Genomic DNA, 24,998 nt, shown 5'->3' with positions numbered 1-24,998 from the left:
TGGAGATGGAGGTGGGCGACTGTCTCCTTGTCTGAGACTCTTTGCTGGATTGGCGTCGATGGCGTCCCTGCCCGGACTGCATGGGTCGCAGGCCGTGTCACTCAGAGGAAGTGGTACTATGAAAATATAGCCGTACCACCCTCTGTCGGTAAGATCATCGGCTGGGAGTGAGCCCTTTCGGAGGAGAAATCAAGCGGATGACACCGTGTCTCCCTGGGCATCACGACCCTGTAACACGCCTCCGGCCATACTCAGGGGTTCCGTACCCGGTTTTCAGGAAGAAAACAGCGAGACTCCCCATGAACACGAAAAAGACGATTGCGACACTCCCCACCTTCTGCCTGCTTGCGATGCTTGCGCTCTCCCCCACGGCATGGGCTGCGCAGGAACAGGACGACGCCGTGATCTCCGCCGCCGATACCGTGACTCTCGGCCCCCGCCCGCTGTTCCTGGTCCAGGACATGGACGACGACTCGCAACGCGAACGCGAACTCAAGGCGGACCTGCTGCGCTGTGCCACCAGCAAACATGCCTGGCGCAAGACTGACTTCTCCATCGGCCATCGCGGCGCGGCAATGCAGTTCCCCGAGCACACCCGCGAATCCTACATTGCCGGGGCGCAGATGGGCGCCGGCATCCTGGAATGCGACGTGACCTTCACCGCCGATCAGGAACTCGTATGCCGGCACTCGCAATGCGACCTGCATGCCACCACCAACATCCTCGAAACGGATCTGGCCCAGAAATGCCGTGTCCCGCCTGAATTCGACCCGAATAGCGGCGAACTGGTGAACGCGGCAGATATCCAGTGCTGCACCAGCGACATCACACTGGCAGAGTTCCAAACGCTTGAGGGCAAGATGGAAGGCGCCAACAGCGAAGCGCGCAGCATCGAAGACTACCTGAACGGCACCCCCGGCTGGCGCACTGACCTCTACGCCTCGCGCGGCACGCTGATGACCCACGCCGAAAGCATCGCGCTGTTCAAGGCGCTTGGCGTGAAGATGACTCCCGAGCTGAAGGCGCCCAGCGTGGAGATGCCCTTCGACGGCATGAGCCAGGAAGACTACGCGCAGAAGATGATCGATGAATACAAGGCCGCCGACGTGTCGCCTCGCTATGTCTACCCTCAATCGTTCAACCTAGACGACGTACGCTATTGGCTGGACAACGAGCCCGAGTTCGGCGAACAAGCGGTGTTTCTCGACGGCCGTTACGACGTCGAGGGCTTCGACCACACCAACCCCGACACCTGGTCACCGAGCATGGAGGAATTGGTGGAGCAAGGCGTGCAAATCATCGCGCCGCCGATGTGGATGCTGCTCGCCGCCAATCCCGAGGCCAGCGATACCGGCAACCGAATCGTGCCCTCGGTCTACGCCGAACGCGCCAAGGATGCCGGCCTCGACATCATTACCTGGACCTTCGAGCGCTCGGGACCGCTGAACCATGATGGCGAGTGGTACCACCAGACCACCGACAACGCGATCGACAACGACGGCGACAAGCTGCTCACGCTCGATGTCCTGGCGCGGGACGTCGGCATCAACGGCCTGTTCTCCGACTGGCCGGCTACCGTGACTTTCTACGACAACTGCATGAAGCCGAGGGCTTGAGCCACAACCAAGCGGGCCGCGCATTTGCGCGGCCCGCATTCATTCTGCCAACCATAGCGATCGATCAGCCGGCATAGGCACGTTCCAGTTCGGCAATCTCGATCTTCTTCATGCCCAGCATCGCCTGGAACACACGCTGCGATTTCTCATAATCGGGATCGCTAAGCATTTCGATCAACACTCGGGGCACCACCTGCCACGACAGGCCGTATTTGTCCTTTAGCCAGCCGCACTGTTGAGCTTTCTCGTCACCGCCCTCGGAAAGCGTCACCCAGTAGTGGTCCACCTCTTCCTGTGACTGGCAATCGATCTGCAATGAGATCGCCTCGTTGAACTGAAACACCGGGCCGCCATTGAGCGCGGTGAACGCCTGCCCATCGAGTTCGAAGGCCACGACCATGACGCTTCCCGGCGGCTTGCCGTGGACCTCCTTGCCCGCTTCACCGTAGCGGGAGATATGCACGATCCGGGAATTTGGAAAGATAACGGTATAAAAATTGGCCGCTTCCTCGGCCTGGTCGTCGAACCACAAGCACGGGGTAATTCTCTGGATGGCTGGCATGCCGCGTCTCCTCGTAAGGACTCATAACGCCGGAAAAAGGATAGCCTTTCCCCTCTTGGTCGAACGCAGAAGTTCAGAATCGACATTGCCCTGCTGACCAACATCTCAGATGTTGTCCCGCGGTACGCTCTCGTTCCAGGTGCGGGAGAAGATGCGCACATCGTCTTCGTAGGCATCGACGGTGGCATCCAGGTGGAAATGGGTTGGCGTCGAGGTCAACTGTGTGCGAGTGGCCACGACGACGTGCCAGTCGCCCCGTTCGAAGCTGCGGCTATTGACCACTTCGCCTCTCAACGTGGCGTAATCGTCGTTGGCATAGCGATAGCGCTCGGTGACGTCGTAGCCAATGGTGAGGCCCAACTCGTCAAGCCGCCACTGGCCATCGTTATCGATGACTTGCAGGGTGGCCTCGTTGGTGGCCAGGTTGAACAGTACCGTCCATTCGCGATGCGCCGGCACCAGTAGCGTCGTCGTCGGCCCCAGCGCCACTCGTTGCACGCCGAGGTCGTGCAGGTCGGCATCCGCCTCCCGCAACGGACGCGAAGGAAGCAATAGCCGACCGCCGGGGTGAAGCGTCAGAGTCACGGGAACCGGCGACGGCCAGGCCAGCGGCCAGTAGGAAGACGAGATGGCCAGCCGGATACGATTGCCCGCCGGAAACCGCTGGGCGACGTGATTCAGCCGCACCGAAACCCGATACCGCTCACCGGGGCGAACCGGCTCAGGCCGGGCATGCCCGCCACGATGACTGAGGTTCAGAAGGCCGTAGGTGACGAGCGTCACCGTGCCTTCGGAGCCGATATCGGACAGCCGGACGGTGACCATCGCCTGCGGCTGGTCCGCCGACAGTTCGAGTTCGACCACAGGCTGCCCCAGGATTTCGACGGCTTCCTCGAGCGGCTGCGTATCGAAACACAGCGAACCGCCATCCTCCAAGCGCTGGTCGGTGGGTAGATCGGTGCTTTCCGAGTAGCTGCACCACTTGCCGGCGAACATCCCCACGCTTAGCGGGCTGCGGATCTCGAGCGGAGGCGCATTAGTGACGACGTTGTCACCACCTGGTTCGAGCCGCCCCGGGGTCAAGCCATAGACCCGCGTCTGAAGGCGCCGACTCGGCCATTCGTCCTCGGCCACCCAGCGCCCGGGGCGGTCGTCACTGATGGGCGATACGCTGTCCTGCATCCAGGCCCTCAGCATCGGCTCGGCGTCGACACCGTTATCGATGTCCTTCAACCAGCGGTCCCACCAGCGCACGCACTCGCCGAGGAAATCGATGGAGGGACCGGGACCGCCCATGTGCGGATACTTGTGGCCCCAAGGGCCCACCAGGCCCTTGCGCGGCACGTCGAGATGGTGGATCAGCCGGAATACGGTGTTGCAATAACCGTCGGCCCAGCCGCTGACCGCGAACACCGGACACCGAATCGCCTTGAAGTCCTCGCAGACGGAAGCATGCTGCCAGAACGCATCGCGCCGCTGGTGTTCCAGCCAGGTCTTGAGCCATAGTCCGCTTTCCTCGAGGCGCTGGAACCACAAATCTCGCCAGCGTTCGCCGACGATGGCCGGATCCGGCGGACAGGCGTTATAGGACAACATCACCGACGCCCACGACAGGTTGTCCGTCAGCAGACAGCCGCCCATGTAATGCACATCGTCGGTATAGCGGTCGTCGGACGAGCAGACGGTGATCACGGCCTGCAACTCGGGCGGTTGCAAGGCGGCGATCTGCAGACCGTTGAAACCGCCCCAGGAGATACCGATCATCCCCACACGGCCGTTGCACCACGGCTGGGCGGCGATCCAGCGGATCACCTCGACGCCGTCGGCCAGTTCCTGGGGCAGGTACTCGTCGTGAAGTACGCCATCAGAGTCGCCGCTGCCGCGCAGGTCCACGCGCACGCCGGCATAGCCGTGACGAGCGAAGAAACCGTGGACTTCACTGTCGCGCACGGCCTTGAAATCGCGCTTGCGATAGGGAATGTATTCAAGGATCGCGGGAACCGGATGATCCGTGGCATCCGCGGGAAGCCATATCTTGGCGGCCAGGCGGCAACCGTCGGGCATGGGGATCCAGCTATTCTCGATGACCGTCACCTCGGTCGCGTGCCCATCGTTCATTTCGCGTCCCCCCCGACTATGGGGCCGGCACCGATGCCGGGCCAGTGGAAGCCTTTTTATCGTATATCATTAGGACATGCATCGCCGTTGCGGCGCACTTTCCCCCACAGGCCCCACAGAGGGTGCCATGAAAATCGTCCATGACTTTCCGCGCGAAGTCCGGGTCATAGAAAACGTTTGGATTCCCATGTCCGATGGCATCCGGCTGGCGGCTCGCGTCTGGCTACCCACCGACGCGGAGCATAGCCCCGTGCCGGCCATCCTGGAGTACATGCCCTATCGCAAGCGCGATTTCACGCGCCTGCGCGACGAACCACTGCATCGCTACTTCGCCGGGCATGGCTATGCCTGTATCCGGCTCGACCTACGCGGCAGCGGCGATTCCGACGGGCTGCTGCTGGACGAATACCTGCAGCAGGAACTCGATGACGCCGTCGACGCCATCGACTGGCTGGTCGCCCAGCCGTGGTGCAACGGCGAGGTCGGCATGATGGGCATCTCCTGGGGCGGCTTCAACGCGCTCCAGGTCGCCGCCATGCGCCCCGCGCCGCTCAAGGCCATCATCACCATGTGCTCCACCGACGACCGCTACAGTGACGACGTGCACTACCAGGGCGGTTGCCTGCTCAATGAGAACCTCGGCTGGGGCTCGGTCCTGCTGTCCTGCGCCACCACGCCCCCCGACCCCGACATCGTGGGTGGCGACTGGCATGCAAAGTGGCGCCACCGGATCGACAACGCGCCGTTCTACCCGTTGGTGTGGATGCGCCACCCGCACCGTGACGAATATTGGAAGCATGGTTCGATCTGCGAGGACTTCGACGCAATCGCCTGTCCCGTCTACGCGGTGGGTGGATGGGCCGACGGCTACGTGGATGCCATTCCGCGCCTTATGGCCGGCCTGAAGGTACCGCGCAAGGCATTGATCGGACCATGGTCGCACGCCTTTCCCCACGCCGCCCTGCCCGGCCCGGCCATCGGTTTCTTCCAGGAGGCGCTGCGCTGGTGGGATCACTGGCTGAAGGGAATCGACAGCGGGCTCATGGACGAACCCATGCTGCGGGTATGGATGGAGGAATACGTGCCGCCCGCCCCGATGCACGCGGAGCGTCCCGGGCGCTGGGTAGCGGAGGAAACCTGGCCATCGGGACGCCTGCAACCGCACACCTTCTACCTCAACGTGCTGTCGCTGGGCGAACGCCCCGACAGCGAAGACCGGATGCGGATCGCTTCCCCGCAAACCACCGGGCTGGCGGCTGGGGACTGGTACGGCTTCGGAGCGGAAGGCGAATCGCCCACGGACCAGCGTGAGGACGACGGCAAGTCGTTGGTCTTCGACTCCGACCCCCTGACGGAGCGCCTGGAAATTCTCGGCGCTCCCATCGCCTCACTGGAACTGGCAGCCGACCGCACTGTCGCCTACGTTATCGTACGCCTCAATGATGTCGCCCCCGACGGCGCGTCCGACCGGGTCAGCTACGGCATTCTCAACCTGACCCAGCGCGACAGTCGCGAACATCCCGAACCGCTGGAGCCCGGGCACCGCTATCGTGTGACGGTGAAGCTGAACGACATCGCCTATGCCTTCGCCCCCGGACACACCATCCGCCTGGCGATCTCGACCAGCTACTGGCCAGTGATCTGGCCGGCACCGGAGCCCGTCAACCTGACCCTCTACACCGGTACCAGCCAACTGCAGCTTCCGGCACGACCGCCGCGCTCGGAAGACGCCGAGCTGCGGGCCTTCGAACCGCCGGAGCGCGCTCCCATGCCCGAGATGACGACGCTCACCGTCGCGCCCCTCCGCCGTCAGGTCGAGCGGGACCTGACCACCGGCATGACGATCTACCGCATCTCGACCACCGGCGGAGACTTCGGCGACGCTGCCCTCGCCCGGATCGAGGATATCGACCTGACCGTCGGCTACACCATCACCAAGACCTACCGCATTTACGACTACAACCCGGAGTTGGCCGAATCGACGGTCGAGCAGACCACCACGCATCGACGTGGCGACTGGTCCACGCGACTGGAGTGCCGCACGCAACTCACCGCAACACCGCAGAGCTTTCGCATCCGCGGCATACTGAAAGCCTACGAAGGCGACACGCTATTCGCCCGCCGCGACTGGGACGAGGAAGTCGCCCGCGAGCTGCTGTGAATGGCCCATACGGCTCCGTGGTGTGCCGCCGGGTCAGGACGTCCCGCCGAGTTCGTAGCGCGCTGCCGCCGCCTCGAGGATCAAGCTCAGCAACTCGTGATAAGGGTAGCCGGCCCACTCGGCCATCAGCGCCAGCTTGCCGTCCCAGTTCCAGGTTGGATTGGTGTTGGCATCGAGCAGCCGGGGTTGCCCATCCTCGCCCTCGCGGAAGTCGAAGCGGGCGTAATCACGCAGACCCAGCCGACGGAACAGCTTCACGGAATAATCGACCAACTGGCTCCACTTGACGTCGTCGATCTTCGCGCGACGGAAACTCAGCTTCTTCCAGTACGGCGAGTCAGGGTCGGCTTTCGAGCCGTAAGTGAGGATCGGCGGCAGAACGGGGTCGAGAGCGCTATAGTCGATCTCCAACGGCGGTAGCACCGTGAAGCCTGTCTGGGGATTGCCGACCAGCCCCACGGTATACTCCGGGCCGGTCAGGAAGTCCTGGATCAGCGCATCCATGACCGCAAGCTCCTCAGCCAGCCAGCACAGATAGGCCTCCGCCTCGCTGGCATCATGCACCACGCAGTCTCGCGTGATGCCGAAGCTTCCACCACTGCTGTTCGGCTTGATCAGGCAGGGATAGATGCTCGGCAGTACCAGCGGATCGGCGGACAGCTCCACGTAGGTCTCGTTGGGCACGGGAATGCCCTGCCCGGCCACCAGCGCGCGAACCAAGGCCTTGTCGGTGGTCAGGCTGATGCTCATTGGATCGGCGCCGGTATAGGGGATATCCAGGATTTCCAGCAATGCCGGAATATTACGCTCCAGCTCCCAATCGTTGCGGAATCCCGTATCGCAGAAGTTCAACGCCAGATCGGGGGGATGAGTACGCAGTTCATCGATCAGCCTGGCATGGTCATCAAGGTAGCTGAAGCGATACCCCGATAGGCGCTCCAAGGCACTGCGCAGTTGCTCGACCGCCTCGAACTCCTCGGCACCGAACACCCCATCGACGGCATAGGCATACGGTAGGCGGGGGTCGCCGAGCAGCACGGTCACGTTCAGGCGTTGCATCCGATATTCCTTCCACCCGCTCTGCCATTTCGTGCAGGGTAAAGAAAGTATATGCCATGAGCCGGAGCAACCCCGTACGGATAATCAGCCCTGGGTATCGAACGCCTCATGAAAGGAAACGAGGCCAACGGGCACCGCACCACGAAACATCAACGCCTGAAAATACGCGGGTGGAACACCGGGAAGAACGAGTGACGGCTCGGCCTTGAAGCCAAAACGAGAATAGTAGTTCGGGTCTCCCACCAGAACGCAGCCAGCGGCCCCCTTCTCTCGCAACACGGTCAGCGCTTTTTCCATGAGCTTGGTGCCGATCCCCTGCCCCTGACGCTCCGGCGTGACGGATATTGGCCCCAGGCCATACCACCCGGCACTGCCATCCGAGAGGGTCACCGGCGATACCGCGACATGCCCGACGATGCCATCGTAGTTCTCGGCAACCAGCGAAACCGACAACTGTCCGGCCTTGCGCAACTCGTTGACGATGAACTGCTCGGTGTGGCTCACATGCGGAGCATCGAGGAATGCCAAGGCGGTCAAGGCTTCGATGGCCTCGATGTCTCGTGGCTCTTCGTTGCGTATCTTGATGCGCATCGCCATGCTTTTCCTTATCGATAACGAGCGGCGGTGATGAACTGGGCAAACGATTCGCACCACACGATGACGGTGTTGTAGTCATCCGGATCCACCGACTCCGGTACGGCGACGAGGAAATTCTCGAAGGTCCTGACATCGCCAACCCGCACCATCCGATCTTTCAAGCGCTCGAACGCCTCGCCGGTTTCGACGAACTCGGGCGATAGGTAGAGCTTGTAGTCCGGCCCCGGCGCAAGCTTGCCGACGAAGGTGATGCTTTGCCGCCCGATCGACACGCTGCCTTCGCCCCAGTGCAGCATGTCGCTTCCCTCGAGATCCCGACGGAACTCTGCCATGTATAGGGCCTGCTCGCTGTGTGTCTCCAGTTCCTGCGCCGACGGCGAAGGGGGGGCGATCAGAATCGGCAGCGTGTAGATACCGATGGCGAACCCCACCACCCCAACCAGCAAATGCGAAAGAACGAGCAATAGAATTTTTTTCATTCGTCGATCGTCCGAGCCATGACAACTACAGAATAGTCGAATCTACTGCCCCCACCGGAATGAGCTTCATGGCAACGCTACACTTGAATCAGCACCCAATTCCTTGTCTACATGCCGGGTAAGCAACGATGCAGGAAAATCAGAACCAGCATCGGAAAACGGCTTCGTCTTCACTTCGCGGAAGAGCGGTGCTGGCCACTACTCGAGTTGTCATCGTACTGGCACTCGCCCTGTCGTCGCCGATGGCGGGCTCTGAAGAAAACGCTGGCATCGTCTGGCGGGATGCACTGGAAGTGGCCACGGGTGAAGCCCATATGGGCCCCTGGCGCATGAACGAGTCGGACTTCCGTTATGTGGATGACGCCTCGATAGCGTTACACCAAGACGGCATGGCAGCGGTCGTCTGGGCCGACCAGACTCGGCAGGATGTGTTCCTTCAGCGCTACGACCGCAATGGAGAACCGCAACTGGATGCACCGGCCAACGTCTCGCGTAGCGGCGATACGTTCTCCTGGCTTCCACGCGTGGTCATGACCGCCGACGAACCGGATACCATCTACGTGCTCTGGCAGGAAATCATCTTTTCCGGCGGCAGCCACGGCGGCGAAATCCTCTTCGCCCATTCGCGCGACGGCGGCGAAACATTCAGCGAGCCGGTCAATCTCTCCAACACGCGGAATGGAGCGGGCAAGGGACGCCTGACGGCCCAGCGTTGGGATAACGGCAGCCTGGACCTGGCGGAAGGGCCCGACGGTGAGGTGTGGGCGGCCTGGACGGAGTATGAAGGCAGGCTGCGGATCAGTCGCTCAAGCGATGGCGGCCGTACGTTCTCGGAGCCGAAGCATATCGCCGGTAACGATGCCCTCCCCGCTCGCGCACCGAGCATCGCCGTGGATGGCAACGGACGACTACACGTGGCGTGGACCGTCGGCGAAGACTCGGCAGCCGATATCCACTACACGGTTTCCGACAGCCAGAGCGAAACCTTCGACAGGCCTCGCACCGTCGACGAGACGGATGGCCATTCGGACGCGCCGAAACTCGCGGTGGACGACGACGAAGTCATGCACCTGGTGTACGCCGAAAGCCCGGAAGGCATGTGGCGACAAGCGCATATTCGCTATACCCAGGCACGCCCTGGCGAGAGCTTCCGCCCAACGCAGGACATCTCGACTGCACATGCGGAACGCTTCGACAGCGTTGGCTTCCCGTCGCTCGCCGTTTCAGGCGATAACGTATACGTGCTGTGGGAACTGTTCCCTCGACTTGGCTATCGTGGCAGGGGATTGGGTATGACGTACTCGACAGATGGCGGTGAACAGTTCGCGCTGCCAGAGATCGTGCCGCACAGCACCGAAACGGCTTCAGGCTTCAACGGCAGCCTGCAGGGGCTGTTGATGCGCAAGCTCGCCGTGAACGATGCCGGAGACATCGCCGTGGTGAACAGTACCTTCCGGCAAGGTGAAGAGAGTTTCGTGCGATTGATTCGCGGACACCACGAACGCTAAGGTTTGTCTGAAAAGTCGCCGAGCGATGGCCAGACAAGGCAAAAATCAGCGAAAAAGCGGAGTATACGTGGTTGTAAATGAGCATTTTGAGCTGATTTTTAACGCCGTATGGGCGAGCGCAGGCAGTTTTCGGACAAAGCCGAGATACCACTCACCTCTCATCAATATTCCTCAGTACGGCCTTGATATCGACGATCGGCGTGCCATCGATCGCCTCCATGGCGGCCACCCTCAGCCGCTGCCCGGCAATCTCCAGCACCGAAACCCGATGCAGCCCCACAGGATTAGGACGATCCGGCGAGCGTGTCGCGAATACACCGATCAACGACGACTCGACCCTGTTGCGCGGATGCACCTTGAGTACATCGCGGTGAGCATGATGCAGCCAGGTCAGCACGATAATCTCGTCGCCAACCTCGATGCCATCGAGCCCTTCCGTCACCGAATCGGAAAGCTCCAGCCACGCCTGCGGCGCGCCCTCGTCCGCCTGACGAGGCGCCTCCTTGCGACTCGTCAGTGGCGAATGCACCACCCCAATGGGCTCAAGTGTGTAGTCGGTTTCGCTCATACCGTTGCTGCTCAAGTCGTCAACTGTTTCTACCATGACTAGCGCCCAACCATCAGCCCCGCCCGCTCAATAGCTCATCAATGACAGGATCCATCTTCGACTTCGTACTTCCCCATTTATTCAGAGAAAAACCACCCTTTCCTCTCAGATGATACTCTGCATAGGCAATTTGCCGACCGTCATGCTCGATACGAAGCTCGGCGTGAGAAAGGTAGGTCGCAAAATCCCATGACCTCAGTGCAGTATATGTCAACACATACTGGCATTGCTCGGGAATGCTCCCGGAAAACACTTCCGAGGAAACGCCATGCCAATAGAAACGATCCCGAACGACCGGCACAAAATCCGATACGATGACCTTTGGATTATCTTGAATGCAGATGTGATCTAGTCTCTCCGCCGTATCGACGGGTTTGACAGTGACGGCAGTACATCCAGAAAGAGCGACTGCTGCTGCAGCAACAACGAAATTATTTTTCATTATCCAGTTCCCTATTATGTTTTTGGATATAGCCAATTAAAAACAAAAACACAAACCAACAGACTTTTTACATTTTATTTTACATACAACTGCTCACAGCATCCTTAATACACCTAACTCTTTTATCTTTCAATATCGCCCCTTGTAGAATTAAAATATGAGCATTGACATACTCCCTATATGAAGCATACTCTTTCACAACTTCATGAGGAATGAGCAACGCCTCTATCACATCAAAACTCTCGTCATAAATTACTGCCACCAGCACATCGAAGTCCCTTTCATCATAATTCCTGATGGCGCTCAACTGACGTGACTTACTGGTTTTGGTAATTCGACGTCCTTTTATTTGAACCCGGACTCCATTCTTATAGATCCCATCATACCCAGACTTCGAGTTAGGTTGTAACTCCAAGCCTAGCGCTTTTGCCACTAGCCACTCTGTGTAATCACCAATCGGATTGTTTTTAGTGCGAACAATCTTTCTCTCCATAAGCTCATCAGTAATCGATGACTGGAGGCGCAGTAGCTCTATTGTTCCCAAATCCTTGAGATTCATTTTTTTCCTCGCAGATAGCCAACGACGCAACATGTTCTTGAATATCGTCTAACGGATGACCGGAGTCCAGTATAGCTGTGCAAGATCAGACATGATTGGCTCCGTCTACGTCCTGTACCGTTGATTCAGAGGGGACACCAAAAGAAAAAGTCAACTTTTCAGCAGGTTAGCCTGATCAGTTGCATTATTTATTCCACAGCTCTTTCATTCGTGATATCTAGTGTCGCTGTGACTTGGAACATGCTCTACAACTCAATATTTGAGTTCTGGGAAGTTCGACAAGCGCACCGAACCAGGACGTTTCTGAGGAGAGCGATACATTCGATAGGATTCGAGGGAGGGTTGACTCTTATTCTTCTCCCCATAGTCGCACTCTGGCTTGACATAAGCTGGTGGGCCGCTCTCCTTATGAACATTGGGCTCTTTGCATTCTTCTTCATTTATTCCTTTGTCTTCCATTGGGCGTTTGACAAAATATTTGATGTGCCCCATTCAGCCAAAGAAGCACATGGCCCGAAATAGATATTTCCGTCATGCAGCGACGGATCTCCTCCGGGAAGTGATCGTGCTCCAACGACTCACGACCGGGTTTCTTCATGACAATTTCCTGCGACGCGTCTCCTGATAAGAGAGCACGATCAGGGTGAGCGCGGTGATCGGCAGCACGAAATAAAGCATGGCCGTACTGAAGCCCGACAGAGCATCGTGCTGCGAGGCGGCCAGAATCAGATAGAGCGTGTAGGCGACGTAATAGGCCAGCAGCACGCCCCCTTCCCAGCGGCTGATCACGCCACCAGTGAAACAAATCGGCAAGCAAGCCAGTGCTACCGCGATCATCACCGGAATGTCGAACCCGACCATCGCCTCGGATACGGCGATGCCCGAGGGAGCCAGCAGGCCGGTCAGCCCCAGCACGCCCATGATGTTGAAGATGTTGCTGCCCACCACATTGCCCACGGCGATATCGCGTTCGCCACGCAGGGCTGCGATGATCGAGGTCACCACCTCGGGAAGCGAGGTCCCCGCGGCGACGATCGTCAACCCGATGATCTGGTCGCTTACGCCGAGGTAGGCCGCGAAGGCTATGGCGCCATCGACGAACCAGCGCGATCCCAACACCAGCAGCGCCAACCCACCAACCACCAGGCCCAGGTTCAGTGCCCAGTGCGTCTCAGTGGCAGGCGCTTCCTGGGTGCCGGTCGCTTCTTCGGCCTTTACCCGCCGGTTCTGGTAAAGCAGAAAGGCGGTATAAGCGACGAGACCGGCAACCAGCAGCAAGCCATCGAGAAAGCCGATGTGCCGATCCAACACCAGCAACATCAGCACCACCGACAGCAGAATCATCAGGGGAATATCGAAGCGCACCAGTTGCTGCGCCACGATCAGTGGTACGATCAGCGCCGAAACGCCGAGAATGAACAGTACGTTGAAGATGTTACTGCCGACGACGTTACCGATGGCGATACCCGCCTGGTCGGCCAACGCCGACTTGATGCTCACCGCCAGCTCCGGCGAACTCGTGCCGAAGGCAACCACCGTAAGGCCAATGATCAAGGATGAAATGCCCATCCTGGCCGCCAGGCGCGAAGCGCCGCGCACCAGCCCCTCTGCCCCAACGATCAGCAGTACCAATCCCGCCACGAAACCGATGATGGTCATATCGTCCTCGATACGATGAATTCCCCTGCCCGCCTGCCGGCCAAGGGCATGGATGAAGCCTACCTGACAGGAGCCCAGCTTCTCAGCGCGATTGAAAAGCCCCTACCCGCCAATGGCAAGATAATTGTAGGAGCGGCCGGCCCCTCAAACCTCAGCGACATCTATCTCCTGCCATTGGCGACGATGCCGCAACGGCGACATTCCAAAGCAACGTTTATAGTCGCGACTGAATTGCGGCACGCTGCGATAGCCGACAGCGAAGGCCGCCTGATTGACGTTGCACGCATCCTGGACGAGTAGCTGTTGCGCCTTGATCAGGCGTAGCCGTTTGAGGTACTGGACGGGAGAGGTCCGAGTGATCTGTTTGAAGTACTGATGAAAGGTCGACAGGCTCATGTTCGCTTGGCGCGCCAACGCCTCCACCGAGTGCTCGGCAGCAAAATCGGTATTCAGCCGGGAAAGCACCTGAACGATACGCGAGTAATGACCTTGACCAAGCACCAGCGCCCGCAGTGCCGGGCCTTGGTCGCCCTTCAATGCCTCGAAAATCACGTCACGTACCCGGAGAATGCCCATCACCGCCGTTTCCCGCGTGTCGTGAAGCGTCCTCAGCAACCGCACCACGGCCTCATGCATGCCTTGTGTCATAGCCACCGAAGCCATCGGCAAGGGATCGCGGTGGGCATCCAAGCGAGGATCGGCTCCCATGGCGGTCACCATTTCACTGAGCAGTGCAGGGTCGATACCCACCGATATCGCCATCAACGGCGCCTGATCGGAGGCATGAGTCTCGCACTCGAACGGCAGCGGCAACGTCTGGACCAAGTACTGTCCAGGGTCGTAATGGATGACCCGATCACCGAGATAGCCCACTTTGCGCCCCTGGGCCACGATGATCAGGCACGGCTCATAAATCAGCGGTCTGCGCTCCTCCTGCTGCTGAAATGAGAACAGCGATACCGCCGGCAACGCAGTAGAGGTAACGCCTTCCCTGGCGACCAGTGGCGTCATCAGCCCCAGCAGTTCGGAAGCAAGCTCGTTCGAGGTAGACATCATCGGTTACCGTTTCGTCGACTGCGTCAAATAATGACGATTTTCGCGGCAATGTCGCTGCCTTGGAAAGCATTCTCGGAGGAATGAGCAAAAATGCCGCAGGATCGTCAATCGCAGCCCCGACCTGGCGCCCCCACAATGGATGGGTCCCCTCCAATAGCGGAGGAGAAACCGATCAAAAGGAGAGCGTTACCATGAGCCAAGCCAGCGCCTATGCTGCTTACTCCGCCGATACACCGCTTGCCCCATTCACCTTCCAGCGTCGTGAGCCGCGCCCCGACGATGTGGCCATCGAGATCCTCTACTGTGGCGTGTGCCACAGCGACCTGCACTTCGCACGCAACGATTGGGGCATGACCCGCTACCCGATCGTGCCCGGGCACGAGATCGTCGGGCGGGTGACTGCCGTGGGTTCGGAGGTCACACGCTTCCAGGCCGGCGACCTGGTGGGGGTCGGTTGTATGGTCGACTCCTGCCGCCAATGCCAGGCCTGCCGGGACGGCGTCGAGCAGTTCTGCCTCGAAGGCTTCACCATGACCTACGGCAGCGACGACCGGCAAGATGGCACCTTCACCCAAGGCGGCTATTCCGACTCGATCGTGGTCAGCGAGCACTTCGTGCTGCGCATGCCCGAAGGTATCGACCTCGCCTCTGCCGCACCGATCCTGTGTGCCGGCATCACCACCTATTCACCGCTCAAGCGCCACGGCGTGAAAGCGGGTCACAAGGTTGGGGTGATCGGCATGGGCGGCCTCGGTCATATGGGCGTCAAGCTGGCCAAGGCGCTCGGTGCCGAGGTCACTGTCTTCACCCGCTCCGCGGCCAAGGTGGACGAAACCAAGCGCAACGGCGCCGATCATGTGGTGGTCTCCACCAACGCGACACAGATGGAAGCCGTTGCCGAGAGCTTCGACTTCATGCTCGATACCGTGCCGGTGCAGCACGACCTCAACCCGTACCTGGCGGTACTGAAGTATGACGGCACCCACATCCTCGTCGGCTTGCTCGACCCCATCGAACCGACCATCGAAGCCTTCAACCTGGTGTTCAAGCGCCGTGTGCTGGCCGGCTCGCTGATCGGCGGCATCGAGGAAACCCAGGAACTGCTCGACTTCTGTGCCGAACATGGCATTACCTGCGACGTCGAGATGCTAGACATCAAGAACATCAACGAGGCCTACGAGCGAATGGAAAAGGGCGACGTACGCTACCGTTTCGTCATCGACATGGCCACGTTGAAGGGAAACGCTGCGGGCTGATTTCTTAAGGCCCACCAACCATCGGCCGGCTGCCCGCCCCTGGCGGGCAGTCATGCCTTTGTCTCTACCAACCCGCCAATGGCAAGATCACCCCACCCGCCAAAGGCAAAACCGGCTTGAACAAGCTCTATCAGCTCCCAGCAACAGGGGTCAAATGGGTGAGAACGCATATCCAGCGCCCTTCCGTTTTCACATAGACATCCGTCACCCACTCGTCGGCACTGATGGGGGCTCCCTTGAACATCCCTGTGTTGCGACCACGACCTGTCACTACCGCAACATTGCCGTATACGCGGACGCGATCTATATCCTTGCTCATGCTGGAATGACTAAGAACGCCTTCCCCCACGGCTTTCAGGAACCCTTCTCGGGATACCGGCCCCGCCTCTGGTGTCACCAGGACCCAATCGTCCGCGATACATGCCGAGATCTCGGCTACGTCATTCGAGACGACCGCTTGATTGAAGGCGTCTTCAACCGCTTCGAGTTCCTTGAACAAGCTCTCATCCGTCATATCGCCTTACCTCTTGGCCAGAAGCCACAGCTCAGGCCTTGGCTACCTTCACGGCGGTCCCAGTGGCCACAAGGAACAGCATGGACTTGCCGCCGCCCGAAATTTCGCTGTAATCGAGATCCACGCCAATCACCGCATTGGCACCCATCGACTCGGCCTCACGGCGCAGCTCGTTCAAGCAGGCAACCCTGGCCTCACGAAGCGCATCCTGGGATGACTTGTTGCGTCCACCGAAGAAGTCGCGAAAGCTCGAGAACATATCCTTCAGCACGTTCATGCCGAACACGCATTCCGCCGAGACGATGTCGATATGATCGGTGACGCGGTAGCCTTCCAGATGCGAGGAAGTGGTGAGAATGAGGCGGTCAGCCATGTGAAGTCCTCTTATGCCCTATGGGTGAAATCGACTCGGTTAGGTATGCTCGGAACCTGCTGGGCAGCGGCGCGTAGCGACGTCCCGTTGAACGACTTGTTATGCTGCTTTATAGCCAATTTAAACCAACAGAAGCTCTTTATCTATAGCGATAAACTCACTGGCCTCGCTCATTAGTGAAGATGCTGTTAACTGAGGAACGCCATAGACTTCAACTTTTCTCCCATACACAACACGAATTTTATTTACTAGAAGGTCAAAGTCTCCATCGCCCGATACCAACACTACGACATCTGACTGTTCAGCGTATTCCATTGCATCGAGAGTGATGCCAACATCCCAATCACCTTTTGCGGAGCCATCCGATCTTTGAATAAAAGGTTTCAGCTTTACCTCAAAACCAATAGCCCTAAGTATATTTTGAAACTCTCGTTGCTTTTGGTCACCTTTATCTATTGCATAGGCACAAGCTTTCACGACTTCTCTACCAGCGGTTACTTCTGACCAAAACTTGTTGTAATCAAAGTTACTCTTATATGCTTCCCGCACCGTGTAATATACGTTTTGAACGTCAACAAATATCGCAACCTTTACCATGCTATGAACTCATTTTTTGCATAACAGTGATTAGACCGCATGCTCTGTAATTGGATGAACGTGCCACCACATCGGCCAAGTGCGAGGCATCTGGGCCGGGTGAGCGCTATCGCAAGCGGTACAGCTCAGTTGAATTGAGGCGGCCAGACCTTAGTCCTCGTCGGTGAGACGTGCGGCCTTCTCGCGGTCCTTCTTGACTGCCCAGGCCAGCAAGAAGATCAGGATGAGCAGGTCGCCGCCAAGGAAGATCAGCGTCCAGATCACGACGTCCATACCAGACCTCCTCTCACTTGTCGCTCTGGGCCGAGATCGGCTCGGTCGTCATCGTCATCGGGCCCACCGACACCCGGTTCGCCAGCCAGTTGTTCAGCAGCACCATGACGATGAACAGCGCGAACCACTGCACCAGCAACGTCATCAGGCTGAACGGCTCGAAGGGATTGAACCAGGCGTCCGGCGCGAACACGGTGACCGTCTGCTGGATCCACCAGCCGAACAGCAGGACGAAGACCAGCGGGAAGATCCGGATCAGCCAGGTCCACCACCAGGTGACCCGGAAGTCGCTGTCCGCGTCGATCTCGGCGCGGGCACGCTCGACGCCGAACTTCATCATCGCGATGGCACAGAACAGGCCGGCGATGAGCAAGCCGACGCCCCACACGAAGTCCTGGTTGGCCAGGAAGTCCAGGCTGATCGCGGACGGAATTCCGGCCACGAAGGCGACGAGGACGATCCAGGGAACGGCGCGGCGCCGTGGTAGGCCCAGGTCCTCGACGTTGCGGGTGGTGAGTTCCATCATCGCGATCAGGCTGGACACGCCGGCCATCGACAGCACGAGGAAGAACACCGGCGCGAAGATCCATGTTCCGCCTGGCATCTCCCCGAACAGCTCCGAGAAGAAGATGAACGCCAGCCCTTCGTTGCCGGATTCCGCTGCTTCGATGGCGAACTCGCGGGTCCGCAGCGCGAAGATGGTGCCCATGACGGCGACGGCGGCGAGCAGCGACGCCAGCATGTTGGCCGCACATACTGTCGAGGCGTTGAGGGCGAAGTCTTCGCGGCGCCGCAGGTAGACGGAGTAGGTGAGGTACAGGCCCCAACCGGCCCCGGTCGAGAACGCCATCTGGGTGAACGCCCGCAGCCACAGCTCCGCGCTGGCGAGCTGATCCCATTGAGGGACGAACAGGAAGCGCAGTCCTTCGGAGGCCCCCGGGAGCGTCATCGCGCGCACCGCGAGTATGACGAGCAGGAAGAACAGCAACGGGATCGTGTACTTCAGGATCATCTCGAACCCGCGCTTGAGGCCGCGGTAGACGATGAGCCCGACGAGGGCGATCGCGATCGCGTGGAACAGGATCGTTTGCCAAGGCGTGCCGGTGAACCCGTCCCAGAGTGCTTGGGTGTCGGTGCCGGGCTGGAATTGTCCGGTGATCGCGTACACGAAGTACCGGATCGACCAGCCGCAGACGACCGAGTAGTAGAACATGATCCCCACGGTCAGGAACCCCATGAATCCACCCATCCAGGTGAACCTGCGGCCCATGAAGTCGCGGAAGGCGCCGACCGTACCGAGCCGTGACCGGGATCCCAGGTGCGACTCCGCCATCAAGATCGGAATCGCCCAGACCAGGTTGGCCACGACGAGTGCGATCAGGAAGGCGCCGCCGCCATTCAGGCCGGCTTCACGCGGGAACCGCCAGATGTTTCCGGTGCCGACGGCCATGCCGATGGCTGCCGCGACGAAGGTGAACCGGCTGGCGAAGACTTCCTTCTGAATGGTCTGAGATCCTTCATTTGCCATGACGAACCCTCACTTCTTCGTTGCGGTGCTCGGCGTGGAGAGACCGTGCCGCTTGCGGTCGGCGGTGGCAACCGGTAGTCAACGGATGACACTGTCCATTCGCATCAAACGATATGAAGTATAGGTAGGAAATGCCCTACTTATCCAAGTCCAGCGGTAATTCTCTGCGATCGCCCCGCCCAGTCGCCGTTCGTTAGTCCTGAATTTGGCTGAATTGCACTGCTACTGCCGCTGCCACTTCATGAGCGAAGCCTAAAGTTATCTGTCCGGCCACGTCCTGCCACAGAAGCAAGAACGAAGCCTCCTGTTGGAGCTGCTGTAGCTGCGATGGGGAGGTGGGGATAGCCATTTATGTGACAGGTTGTCTCAGGAGATGCAAAAGAAGACGCAAGCTAATCAAGAAACTTATGACATGCCACAAGCGGCCAGAAGCAGTCTTACAGCGAAAGCCAATGTAGCACTGAAGCTCGGCCTTGGCGGGACCATCGGCTGCAGCAAATGCTTGGGAGAGTGCCGCTAATCGGGAGAGGAAATTGGGGTCCATCCCCGATAAACATTTGTTTATTTACGATGCTTGAGCCTTAATACTGACACCAACAGTATAATCACTCCAGCCTTTTAATAACACAAGCACTTGCTCATTTGGAGGTCTTCCTAGTTTGTGAGAGAGCTCTTAGCAATAGAAAATAACTACAACTGATCTAATCGACGATGATCAAAGTCTATGGCTGAACTCAATCATGTGGAAATCTGCCCCGGTCGTGTCAGATCCATTAACGCCGGCATCGGAATAGTGAAGAAACCGATAGCCTAGCCCCAGATTTTTATATAACGGAACACCGACGCCCAAGGTCAGGGCAAACTGGAAAGGCCCGCCAAAATCCTGCGTCCCAAAGCGATGCCTACTGAACAGTGCTCCACCTGCTCCCAAATCCAGGGTGAACCGCCCGTCTTCACTCCCCAGGGTCAATTCGGGGATAAGAGAAACGACGAGAGCATTTTTCCCCGATCCCCGCAAAATTCCGGTGCTCCCCATCAAACGCGTGCCCATACCCCAGCCTGAAGTGGAGTAGCTCTTCCATGGTAACCCGAAGTTCGCCGACACGTCGTACTCCTCAAAATCCTCCGGCGCATCTTCTCCAAGTAAGGTCTTCTCTGAAAGGCGTACGCGCATGCTGAGACTCTGTAATCTCAGGTTTTCAGAGTAGCTCAGGTTGGGAGCGAGAAGGAAACATATAATAATCAGCAACAGCCCGAAAGAAATGAAGTGGTGAGGAAAACCGATTGCTGGCAGCATATTCTCGCCTAAAAGAAAGGTTTTTATTCCAGCTATGCTCATGTTCACTTAACGCTTGCATAACCGATTGCTTTGGATCGCCAGCTGCCGAACTCCATTCATCAGCATAGACTAACATTCCTCATTCGGCCAGAAGCCGTCAATCGGATATAGTTAATATAATGCCAGAACTAGTCGTCTCTTGGCGCGCCAGGGCAAGACGTTCTGCTTGATTGACCTATTAGGCACAGCAAAGACTGAACGGTCTTGCAGGACCGACAGCATGAAGCGAACCGCGTTTAAGCGCCGTCCGCTTGCAGATGACGGGTGGCCAGTCGTTGGTCTGAGCGCAGATTGTATCGCCGCCAAGAACTGACGTAATTGCGTCGACCCGCACGCTGGCCTAGTCAGCCAAGTCGAGAGCGGGAATAAAGGTTAGAGCAGCTATCAACTTAGCTTTCTAGTAACCGTGCAGTGGCACACATCACCGTCGATGCTATCAATGCGAACAACAACTGGTCGATCCTCGGCCGGGTCTTCGGTAAACAGGAGCCAAGTATTGGAGTCGAGCGCCCGGACATACTCCCTGCCCACCTCAGGCTCCTTCACCTGATCCGTGCCAATCTTTGTGGCCATGCCAACCTCAAGTCGTCTTATATCTTGCATGGACTTCTCCTATGTCAAGGAAAACTGAATTACCACCTGCAAGGTGTCCGCTCTGGTGCATAAAAGCTGCTTTATCCATACCATCAGGGTAGACTAACGTTCTCCATTCGGCCAAGAGCTGACTTTCAGCATGAGCTGATATAACTTCATAAGCATCGGAGCCGAAGGCACAAGAGCGCCATTTCTTGTTAAATGGATAATTCCCGATCAACAAAATCGCGAATTTCCTTCCTAAAGTCATGCCTGCCACTTGCTAGGCTTATCCCTCTACCCACGATGCTGGCAGGATACCCACGATATTTGGCTCTTATTTCCTTACAGAAATCTACCCCAAACCCAGAGGGTTTCTTGCCAATGGCGCATTCAATGACTTCCCGGTTGGCGCCTAGGACCATGTCTGCAAACTGAAGCAAAGTGGAATGGTGCATATTGACATAAGCGGCACAGTCGTCGAACCCAAGGGCATTTAAGGGGCCTGAGTGATAAACAACATGCCTCTCGCCTGTTTTTCCTTCGTTATAAGCAGCTCTGTATTCCAGGTCGAATGGTTTAGAATCACCTCGGTCCGGCCAATCGAGAATCACTTGAGCATAGTTTGGTCGCTCATCCTGGACATGTAATGCGAATCGCATAAGCCCATTACTAAATGCGTAACGCACTAGGTTCGGCTTGCAACCAGTGAGAGTTTTTTTCACGATGCTATGGCCCTCAATTACTGAAACGACTATTCGGTAATCGAATGCCAAAGATTCTCTAGCGATTTCTGACCTCCAGGCCTTTGATGTCTTAAGCAGGCCCTCATAAAGAGTGCCTAATCCCTGCTTTTTATATAGCGATCGAAGATCCTTAAAGTTCCATTTCACAGGAGCACGGGGGTGGCCATACTTGGCCTTAACATTTTCAATAGATTGTCGCAAACTGGCTTCATCATTTTGGTTTACCACAACACCACCAAACATAAGAATGTCTGGTATAGTAGAACCCCGAACACCATTCAACTCCGAGTTATCAGCATACCAACGCATAATTATCCATATAATAGTTATTAGACTGCACGTTCTATTATTGTATTTCATCGTGCCGACAGTATTTGCTGGCAAATCCGCGGTGGGGCGTAAACTGCCGCAGGTGCCCCATCAGCATAGTCTGAAGTACTCAATTCGGCCAAGAGCGGACGTTGGGCATACTTTAACGACAGGCATATCCGGACGCAAAAAGCAGAGCGCAGCGGCGCTTTTTTCGGTCCGATTTTATGCGCTTGTTAGCTACCAGCGGCCGCCCGCAGTTTGTCGAGTAGCGATTCCGACGGCTCGCCATTGGCTGGAAGCGATTGCTGTTGCTGGAAGCGCTTGATAGCGCCACGTGTCCTATCACCGATTATTCCGTCCTCCGGCCCAGCATCAAATCCGAGCTGGTTCAAATGTTTTTGAGTTTCTAGAACCAAATCAGACCATTGTGAGGCTCGTCTAGAGCTGGCCCCGTGTGGGCTATAACCCAGCTCTGCAAATGAGAAAGATTTATTTGATGACGAACCGTCTGAAAAGCGATCTTCGACGTGGACCTTACCCTGCGCAACTTGATAAAACACCTTAGAATCGGCCGAGTGCACCCGCCAGCGTCCAACCTTGTTTCCCCAATGAATTCTGTTTCCTTCGATTTTGCATTTATACGTGTACGAATTTCCGTCGTCACGGGTGTAGGAGATATAAGTTATTTCTCCTGCGCTTTGTGCGTTCATAATGCGAGGGTTGCGACCCATGATGGTTGCGATTCCAGCCTTGCACAAACTACTATTCGGTACCATCGTCTCCTGCGCAGTTAGATGTGGCTCGGCGGCTGCGGTGGCCTTCTCCTCCGGTGTTTGATAGAACAGCGCGAAATGGCCGCCTATCCCGAACGCGCCGGTCAGCGTGATTGTCAGCAACGCCGCCCGCGCCGCGCTGGCGTTGCTGGCGCTGAACTCGTCAGCGTTCAGCGCTTTCCAAGTGATCTTAGCCGGCTCTTCCGGCGCGCCGGCGCGCAGGGCAGTCAGGGTCGCGTCCCAGTCCTCGGCCACGGTCTTGCCGATCACCGAGTAGGCATGCCGCGGCCGTTCGGGGCTGTTGAGTGTCACGGTGAGCGTGTAGACGGTCGCATCCGAGCCTTTCTTGTCGGGTTTGCCAGTGGACAGCATGTGCTTGAGGATCGCGCTCGGCGGGATCTCGGCGTAAACGCCGCTGTTGTCCTCGCGCTGGAGGATACCCACCGCGCTCGCCGTGCGGTCGACGGCCATGACCCCGGTTGACGAATAGGCAACCAGGTCGCAATGAGAAAAGCGCTTGCGTAGGGCGGCCTCGTGGCCTGAGCTCATCTTTCTCTCGTATACCAGATACGCAGCGACGGCTACCACGAAGAGGACGCCGATCCAGTAAAGCACGATCATGCTCAAACGCTACGTCAAGGTCTCCCTATTTCTTCTAGCTCAATTATGTATTATTAACAATAATTAATGTAGAGTTATCTTATGTAGCATAGGAGAATGTGGGTGAATGATGACCCGACTAATACTAAGTGATGACCAGTGGGAGAGGATTGACCCTCTTCTCCCCCTATGGCGTGACTGCCAAGGACAACCGCCTCTTCATTTCCTTGAAGCGGTGCTTTGGATTGCCCGCACGGGTGCTCCCTGGCGTGGAAAATGGGGTCTGTCACTGAGGAATCCCGAAAGTGGAAAGCATCGCCATGATCCTGGGCTACAGCAGCGCCTCGGCATTCATCGCCATGTTCCGACGCCTGACGCATATGACACCGGATGAATACCGCAGAGACACCATGTCGAAAGGCTAAACAACGAGGCAGGTAAATTGGCAGATTTCGGCCGAGGCTGTGTGAAAACACAAAACACCGCCGTCTATGCCTGGATCTGGCGGTGAAGCCACCCTCAGCGGCCAACGAGACGCCTCTTAGCGCTTCCATCATCGCCACATCCGAGGTTATTCACAATAATGCTCCCCGAGAAAGCTTCTCTGAAGAGCGTCAGAGGCCGCTATAGAAGCGACAAGGGCGGCAGGTACATTATGTCCGCATCGACTGAATCAAACGCTTGGTGCCGAGAATGTTCATGACGCGTTTCATGTTGTAGGCCAGCACGTGAAGGCTCATTTCCGTGCTGACGTTCTTGAGGGTTTTGGTTAGAAAATGCGTTGCCCCCATCCAGGCCTTCAGGGTTCCGAACGGGTGCTCGACTGTCTGGCGCCTGAGACGCATCATTTCCGGCTTCTGATCCAGTCGACATTGCGCCGACTCAAGCACACTCTCATGCTCCCAACGCTTGATTCGTCGATATATGCCCGTAGTGCATTGTAGCTTCCTTGAACAGCTCGGGCAGGCTGAACTCCAGTAGCAATGTAGCACCTGTCCCTTTTCGACGTTCTTGAAACGCCAGATCAAGCGCTCTCCCGCCGGACAGCGATATTCGTTCCTTTCAGGCACGTACCGGAATGCCTCTCTGGGAAACAGCCCTCGTGCCTGACTCGGCGAGGTCTTCGGTTTGGGGAGATAGGTGGTGATACCGGCCTCGTGGCATGCGAGTACCTCTTCACCCTTAAAGTTGTCGACGCCGGAGCTATAAGTCCGTAAATCATCAAAACAGATTGTCCCCCCGACCCGCATGACCTTTCCTTGCTGGTGACCAAACCTGTAAGGATCGCGCCATGCTGAGCCGAGAGGACTTTCTCATGATAAAGCAACTTCGCCAGCGAGGCGCTCACCTCGTGGACATCGCCCACCAGATCGGCTGCTCCGAACGCACCGTGCGGCGCTACCTGGCCCGCGAGGCCGCGCCGACCGGGCGGCCGGCACAGCCCCGGCCCAGCAAGCTGGATCCCTACAAGCCGATCATCGACCAACTGCTGGCCGATAACGTCTGGAACGCCGAGGTGATCTTCCAGCTGATCCGGGAACAGGGCTATCCCGGCGGCAGCACTATGGTGCGGCGGTACATCCAGCCCAAGCGGGCGCTGCGGCCCAGCAAACGGACGGTGCGTTTCGAGACCCAGCCCGGTTTCCAACTCCAGCACGACTGGGGCGAGATCGAGACGGTGGTCGCCGGCC

25 protein-coding genes and 3 pseudogenes are annotated in these 24,998 nt (G+C 57.9%); 8 read left to right on the top strand and 20 right to left on the bottom strand.

What is annotated here, in order from left to right; translation table 11 throughout:
• Positions 1-299: 299 nt before the first annotated feature.
• The gene (locus IE093_RS00130; RefSeq protein WP_189464679.1) at positions 300-1,616 is read left to right on the top strand and encodes a glycerophosphodiester phosphodiesterase family protein; all 1,317 of its coding nucleotides are present in this window, start codon (positions 300-302) and stop codon (positions 1,614-1,616) included.
• 64 nt (positions 1,617-1,680) lie between these two features.
• Here IE093_RS00130 and IE093_RS00125 read toward each other — a convergent pair whose 3' ends face one another.
• Complete coding sequence (locus tag IE093_RS00125; protein ID WP_189464677.1) at positions 1,681-2,178, bottom strand: VOC family protein; 498 nt, start codon at positions 2,176-2,178, stop codon at positions 1,681-1,683.
• Between the two features lie 105 nt (positions 2,179-2,283).
• Positions 2,284-4,296: a CocE/NonD family hydrolase gene (locus IE093_RS00120; RefSeq protein WP_189464675.1), complete on the bottom strand. Its 2,013-nt coding sequence runs from the start codon at positions 4,294-4,296 to the stop codon at positions 2,284-2,286.
• 127 nt (positions 4,297-4,423) lie between these two features.
• Here IE093_RS00120 and IE093_RS00115 point away from each other — a divergent pair, with 127 nt between their 5' ends.
• A complete protein-coding gene (locus tag IE093_RS00115; protein WP_189464673.1) occupies positions 4,424-6,457 on the top strand; it encodes a CocE/NonD family hydrolase in 2,034 nt (677 codons plus the stop codon).
• Positions 6,458-6,490: 33 nt separating this feature from the next.
• On the opposite strand, the gene IE093_RS00110 is transcribed toward IE093_RS00115, so the two are convergent.
• The 3 genes from IE093_RS00110 to IE093_RS00100 all read right to left on the bottom strand — a co-directional run bounded on the left by IE093_RS00110 (position 6,491) and on the right by IE093_RS00100 (position 8,592).
• Positions 6,491-7,516 (bottom strand): D-alanine--D-alanine ligase family protein, encoded by a 1,026-nt coding sequence (locus IE093_RS00110; protein WP_189464671.1) that lies wholly within the window; start codon positions 7,514-7,516, stop codon positions 6,491-6,493.
• A gap of 84 nt (positions 7,517-7,600) precedes the next feature.
• Entirely contained in the window at positions 7,601-8,107 is a 507-nt protein-coding gene (locus tag IE093_RS00105; protein WP_189464669.1) for a GNAT family N-acetyltransferase, read from the bottom strand.
• A 14-nt stretch (positions 8,108-8,121) separates the two neighbouring features.
• On the bottom strand, positions 8,122-8,592 hold the full coding sequence (locus IE093_RS00100) for a DM13 domain-containing protein (RefSeq protein ID WP_189464667.1): 471 nt from the start codon (positions 8,590-8,592) through the stop codon (positions 8,122-8,124).
• Positions 8,593-8,780: 188 nt separating this feature from the next.
• Between IE093_RS00100 and IE093_RS00095 the strand changes: the two genes are divergently transcribed.
• Positions 8,781-10,100: a sialidase family protein gene (locus IE093_RS00095; protein WP_189464665.1), complete on the top strand. Its 1,320-nt coding sequence runs from the start codon at positions 8,781-8,783 to the stop codon at positions 10,098-10,100.
• 151 nt (positions 10,101-10,251) lie between these two features.
• Here IE093_RS00095 and tsaA read toward each other — a convergent pair whose 3' ends face one another.
• The 3 genes from tsaA to IE093_RS00080 all read right to left on the bottom strand — a co-directional run bounded on the left by tsaA (position 10,252) and on the right by IE093_RS00080 (position 11,708).
• Positions 10,252-10,704, bottom strand: coding sequence for a tRNA (N6-threonylcarbamoyladenosine(37)-N6)-methyltransferase TrmO (gene tsaA / locus IE093_RS00090; protein ID WP_229803107.1), 453 nt, complete (start codon positions 10,702-10,704; stop codon positions 10,252-10,254).
• A gap of 16 nt (positions 10,705-10,720) precedes the next feature.
• Complete coding sequence (locus IE093_RS00085; protein ID WP_189464662.1) at positions 10,721-11,149, bottom strand: Sbal_3080 family lipoprotein; 429 nt, start codon at positions 11,147-11,149, stop codon at positions 10,721-10,723.
• A 79-nt stretch (positions 11,150-11,228) separates the two neighbouring features.
• The gene (locus tag IE093_RS00080; RefSeq protein ID WP_189464659.1) at positions 11,229-11,708 is read right to left on the bottom strand and encodes a DUF6998 domain-containing protein; all 480 of its coding nucleotides are present in this window, start codon (positions 11,706-11,708) and stop codon (positions 11,229-11,231) included.
• A gap of 120 nt (positions 11,709-11,828) precedes the next feature.
• Between IE093_RS00080 and IE093_RS22845 the strand changes: the two genes are divergently transcribed.
• The gene (locus IE093_RS22845) at positions 11,829-12,230 is read left to right on the top strand and encodes a PACE efflux transporter (RefSeq protein WP_422730953.1); all 402 of its coding nucleotides are present in this window, start codon (positions 11,829-11,831) and stop codon (positions 12,228-12,230) included.
• A 72-nt stretch (positions 12,231-12,302) separates the two neighbouring features.
• Here the strand turns inward: IE093_RS22845 and IE093_RS00070 are convergent, their stop codons facing one another.
• Together IE093_RS00070 and IE093_RS00065 are read right to left on the bottom strand one after the other, a co-directional pair.
• Positions 12,303-13,367, bottom strand: a complete 1,065-nt coding sequence (locus IE093_RS00070; RefSeq protein WP_189464658.1) for a calcium/sodium antiporter — start codon at positions 13,365-13,367, stop codon at positions 12,303-12,305.
• A 144-nt stretch (positions 13,368-13,511) separates the two neighbouring features.
• Positions 13,512-14,420 carry an AraC family transcriptional regulator gene (locus IE093_RS00065; protein ID WP_189465797.1) on the bottom strand — a complete coding sequence of 303 codons (909 nt, stop codon included), beginning with the start codon at positions 14,418-14,420 and terminating at the stop codon, positions 13,512-13,514.
• A 194-nt stretch (positions 14,421-14,614) separates the two neighbouring features.
• On the opposite strand from IE093_RS00065, the gene IE093_RS00060 reads away from it, so the two are divergent.
• Complete coding sequence (locus tag IE093_RS00060; RefSeq protein WP_189464651.1) at positions 14,615-15,679, top strand: NAD(P)-dependent alcohol dehydrogenase; 1,065 nt, start codon at positions 14,615-14,617, stop codon at positions 15,677-15,679.
• A 130-nt stretch (positions 15,680-15,809) separates the two neighbouring features.
• Here the strand turns inward: IE093_RS00060 and IE093_RS00055 are convergent, their stop codons facing one another.
• The 9 genes from IE093_RS00055 to IE093_RS00020 form a co-directional block, all read right to left on the bottom strand.
• Positions 15,810-16,193, bottom strand: coding sequence for a nuclear transport factor 2 family protein (locus IE093_RS00055; RefSeq protein WP_189464649.1), 384 nt, complete (start codon positions 16,191-16,193; stop codon positions 15,810-15,812).
• Positions 16,194-16,224: 31 nt separating this feature from the next.
• Positions 16,225-16,566 (bottom strand): YbjQ family protein, encoded by a 342-nt coding sequence (locus IE093_RS00050; protein WP_189464648.1) that lies wholly within the window; start codon positions 16,564-16,566, stop codon positions 16,225-16,227.
• A 120-nt stretch (positions 16,567-16,686) separates the two neighbouring features.
• Positions 16,687-17,163 carry an NYN domain-containing protein gene (locus IE093_RS00045; RefSeq protein WP_189464645.1) on the bottom strand — a complete coding sequence of 159 codons (477 nt, stop codon included), beginning with the start codon at positions 17,161-17,163 and terminating at the stop codon, positions 16,687-16,689.
• 150 nt (positions 17,164-17,313) lie between these two features.
• Complete coding sequence (locus IE093_RS22610; RefSeq protein ID WP_268247371.1) at positions 17,314-17,436, bottom strand: hypothetical protein; 123 nt, start codon at positions 17,434-17,436, stop codon at positions 17,314-17,316.
• A 13-nt stretch (positions 17,437-17,449) separates the two neighbouring features.
• On the bottom strand, positions 17,450-18,964 hold the full coding sequence (locus IE093_RS00040) for a sodium-dependent transporter (protein ID WP_189464643.1): 1,515 nt from the start codon (positions 18,962-18,964) through the stop codon (positions 17,450-17,452).
• Between the two features lie 715 nt (positions 18,965-19,679).
• Positions 19,680-20,303, bottom strand: a complete 624-nt coding sequence (locus IE093_RS00035) for an acyloxyacyl hydrolase (protein ID WP_189464641.1) — start codon at positions 20,301-20,303, stop codon at positions 19,680-19,682.
• A 384-nt stretch (positions 20,304-20,687) separates the two neighbouring features.
• Positions 20,688-20,906, bottom strand: a complete 219-nt coding sequence (locus IE093_RS00030) for a hypothetical protein (RefSeq protein WP_189464639.1) — start codon at positions 20,904-20,906, stop codon at positions 20,688-20,690.
• Positions 20,907-21,094: 188 nt separating this feature from the next.
• On the bottom strand, positions 21,095-21,931 hold the full coding sequence (locus IE093_RS00025) for a DUF3800 domain-containing protein (protein WP_189464637.1): 837 nt from the start codon (positions 21,929-21,931) through the stop codon (positions 21,095-21,097).
• A gap of 236 nt (positions 21,932-22,167) precedes the next feature.
• Positions 22,168-23,328, bottom strand: coding sequence for a peptidoglycan-binding domain-containing protein (locus IE093_RS00020; protein WP_229803177.1), 1,161 nt, complete (start codon positions 23,326-23,328; stop codon positions 22,168-22,170).
• 106 nt (positions 23,329-23,434) lie between these two features.
• Here IE093_RS00020 and IE093_RS22840 point away from each other — a divergent pair.
• Positions 23,435-23,566, top strand: a pseudogene (locus IE093_RS22840) (IS5/IS1182 family transposase); the annotation flags it as partial.
• Between the two features lie 46 nt (positions 23,567-23,612).
• The gene (locus tag IE093_RS00015) at positions 23,613-23,732 is read left to right on the top strand and encodes a helix-turn-helix domain-containing protein (RefSeq protein WP_229803105.1); all 120 of its coding nucleotides are present in this window, start codon (positions 23,613-23,615) and stop codon (positions 23,730-23,732) included.
• A gap of 228 nt (positions 23,733-23,960) precedes the next feature.
• Here the strand turns inward: IE093_RS00015 and IE093_RS00010 are convergent.
• Positions 23,961-24,494: pseudogene (locus IE093_RS00010) on the bottom strand (transposase); the annotation flags it as partial.
• Positions 24,495-24,598: 104 nt separating this feature from the next.
• Between IE093_RS00010 and IE093_RS00005 the strand changes: the two are divergent.
• Positions 24,599-24,998: pseudogene (locus tag IE093_RS00005) on the top strand (helix-turn-helix domain-containing protein); the annotation flags it as partial.

It is taken from the genome of Litchfieldella qijiaojingensis, assembly GCF_014651875.1.
GTDB lineage: Bacteria > Pseudomonadota > Gammaproteobacteria > Pseudomonadales > Halomonadaceae > Litchfieldella > Litchfieldella qijiaojingensis.
Note: the sequence above shows the minus strand (reverse complement) of the source record. Positions and strands in the feature narration are given on the sequence as shown.

Bases quoted from the DNA above. Each gene is read 5' to 3' on its own strand.
- IE093_RS00130 (WP_189464679.1), top strand. From the start codon at position 300: ATGAACACGAAAAAGACGATTGCGACACTCCCCACCTTCTGCCTGCTT.
- IE093_RS00125 (WP_189464677.1), bottom strand. From the start codon at position 2,178: ATGCCAGCCATCCAGAGAATTACCCCGTGCTTGTGGTTCGACGACCAG.
- IE093_RS00120 (WP_189464675.1), bottom strand. From the start codon at position 4,296: ATGAACGATGGGCACGCGACCGAGGTGACGGTCATCGAGAATAGCTGG.
- IE093_RS00115 (WP_189464673.1), top strand. From the start codon at position 4,424: ATGAAAATCGTCCATGACTTTCCGCGCGAAGTCCGGGTCATAGAAAAC.
- IE093_RS00110 (WP_189464671.1), bottom strand. From the start codon at position 7,516: ATGCAACGCCTGAACGTGACCGTGCTGCTCGGCGACCCCCGCCTACCG.
- IE093_RS00105 (WP_189464669.1), bottom strand. From the start codon at position 8,107: ATGCGCATCAAGATACGCAACGAAGAGCCACGAGACATCGAGGCCATC.
- IE093_RS00100 (WP_189464667.1), bottom strand. From the start codon at position 8,592: ATGAAAAAAATTCTATTGCTCGTTCTTTCGCATTTGCTGGTTGGGGTG.
- tsaA (WP_229803107.1), bottom strand. From the start codon at position 10,704: ATGGTAGAAACAGTTGACGACTTGAGCAGCAACGGTATGAGCGAAACC.
- IE093_RS00085 (WP_189464662.1), bottom strand. From the start codon at position 11,149: ATGAAAAATAATTTCGTTGTTGCTGCAGCAGCAGTCGCTCTTTCTGGA.
- IE093_RS00080 (WP_189464659.1), bottom strand. From the start codon at position 11,708: ATGAATCTCAAGGATTTGGGAACAATAGAGCTACTGCGCCTCCAGTCA.
- IE093_RS00070 (WP_189464658.1), bottom strand. From the start codon at position 13,367: ATGACCATCATCGGTTTCGTGGCGGGATTGGTACTGCTGATCGTTGGG.
- IE093_RS00065 (WP_189465797.1), bottom strand. From the start codon at position 14,420: ATGTCTACCTCGAACGAGCTTGCTTCCGAACTGCTGGGGCTGATGACG.
- IE093_RS00060 (WP_189464651.1), top strand. From the start codon at position 14,615: ATGAGCCAAGCCAGCGCCTATGCTGCTTACTCCGCCGATACACCGCTT.
- IE093_RS00055 (WP_189464649.1), bottom strand. From the start codon at position 16,193: ATGACGGATGAGAGCTTGTTCAAGGAACTCGAAGCGGTTGAAGACGCC.
- IE093_RS00050 (WP_189464648.1), bottom strand. From the start codon at position 16,566: ATGGCTGACCGCCTCATTCTCACCACTTCCTCGCATCTGGAAGGCTAC.
- IE093_RS00045 (WP_189464645.1), bottom strand. From the start codon at position 17,163: ATGGTAAAGGTTGCGATATTTGTTGACGTTCAAAACGTATATTACACG.
- IE093_RS22610 (WP_268247371.1), bottom strand. From the start codon at position 17,436: ATGGACGTCGTGATCTGGACGCTGATCTTCCTTGGCGGCGACCTGCTC.
- IE093_RS00040 (WP_189464643.1), bottom strand. From the start codon at position 18,964: ATGGCAAATGAAGGATCTCAGACCATTCAGAAGGAAGTCTTCGCCAGC.
- IE093_RS00035 (WP_189464641.1), bottom strand. From the start codon at position 20,303: ATGAGCATAGCTGGAATAAAAACCTTTCTTTTAGGCGAGAATATGCTG.
- IE093_RS00030 (WP_189464639.1), bottom strand. From the start codon at position 20,906: ATGCAAGATATAAGACGACTTGAGGTTGGCATGGCCACAAAGATTGGC.
- IE093_RS00025 (WP_189464637.1), bottom strand. From the start codon at position 21,931: ATGCGTTGGTATGCTGATAACTCGGAGTTGAATGGTGTTCGGGGTTCT.
- IE093_RS00020 (WP_229803177.1), bottom strand. From the start codon at position 23,328: ATGATCGTGCTTTACTGGATCGGCGTCCTCTTCGTGGTAGCCGTCGCT.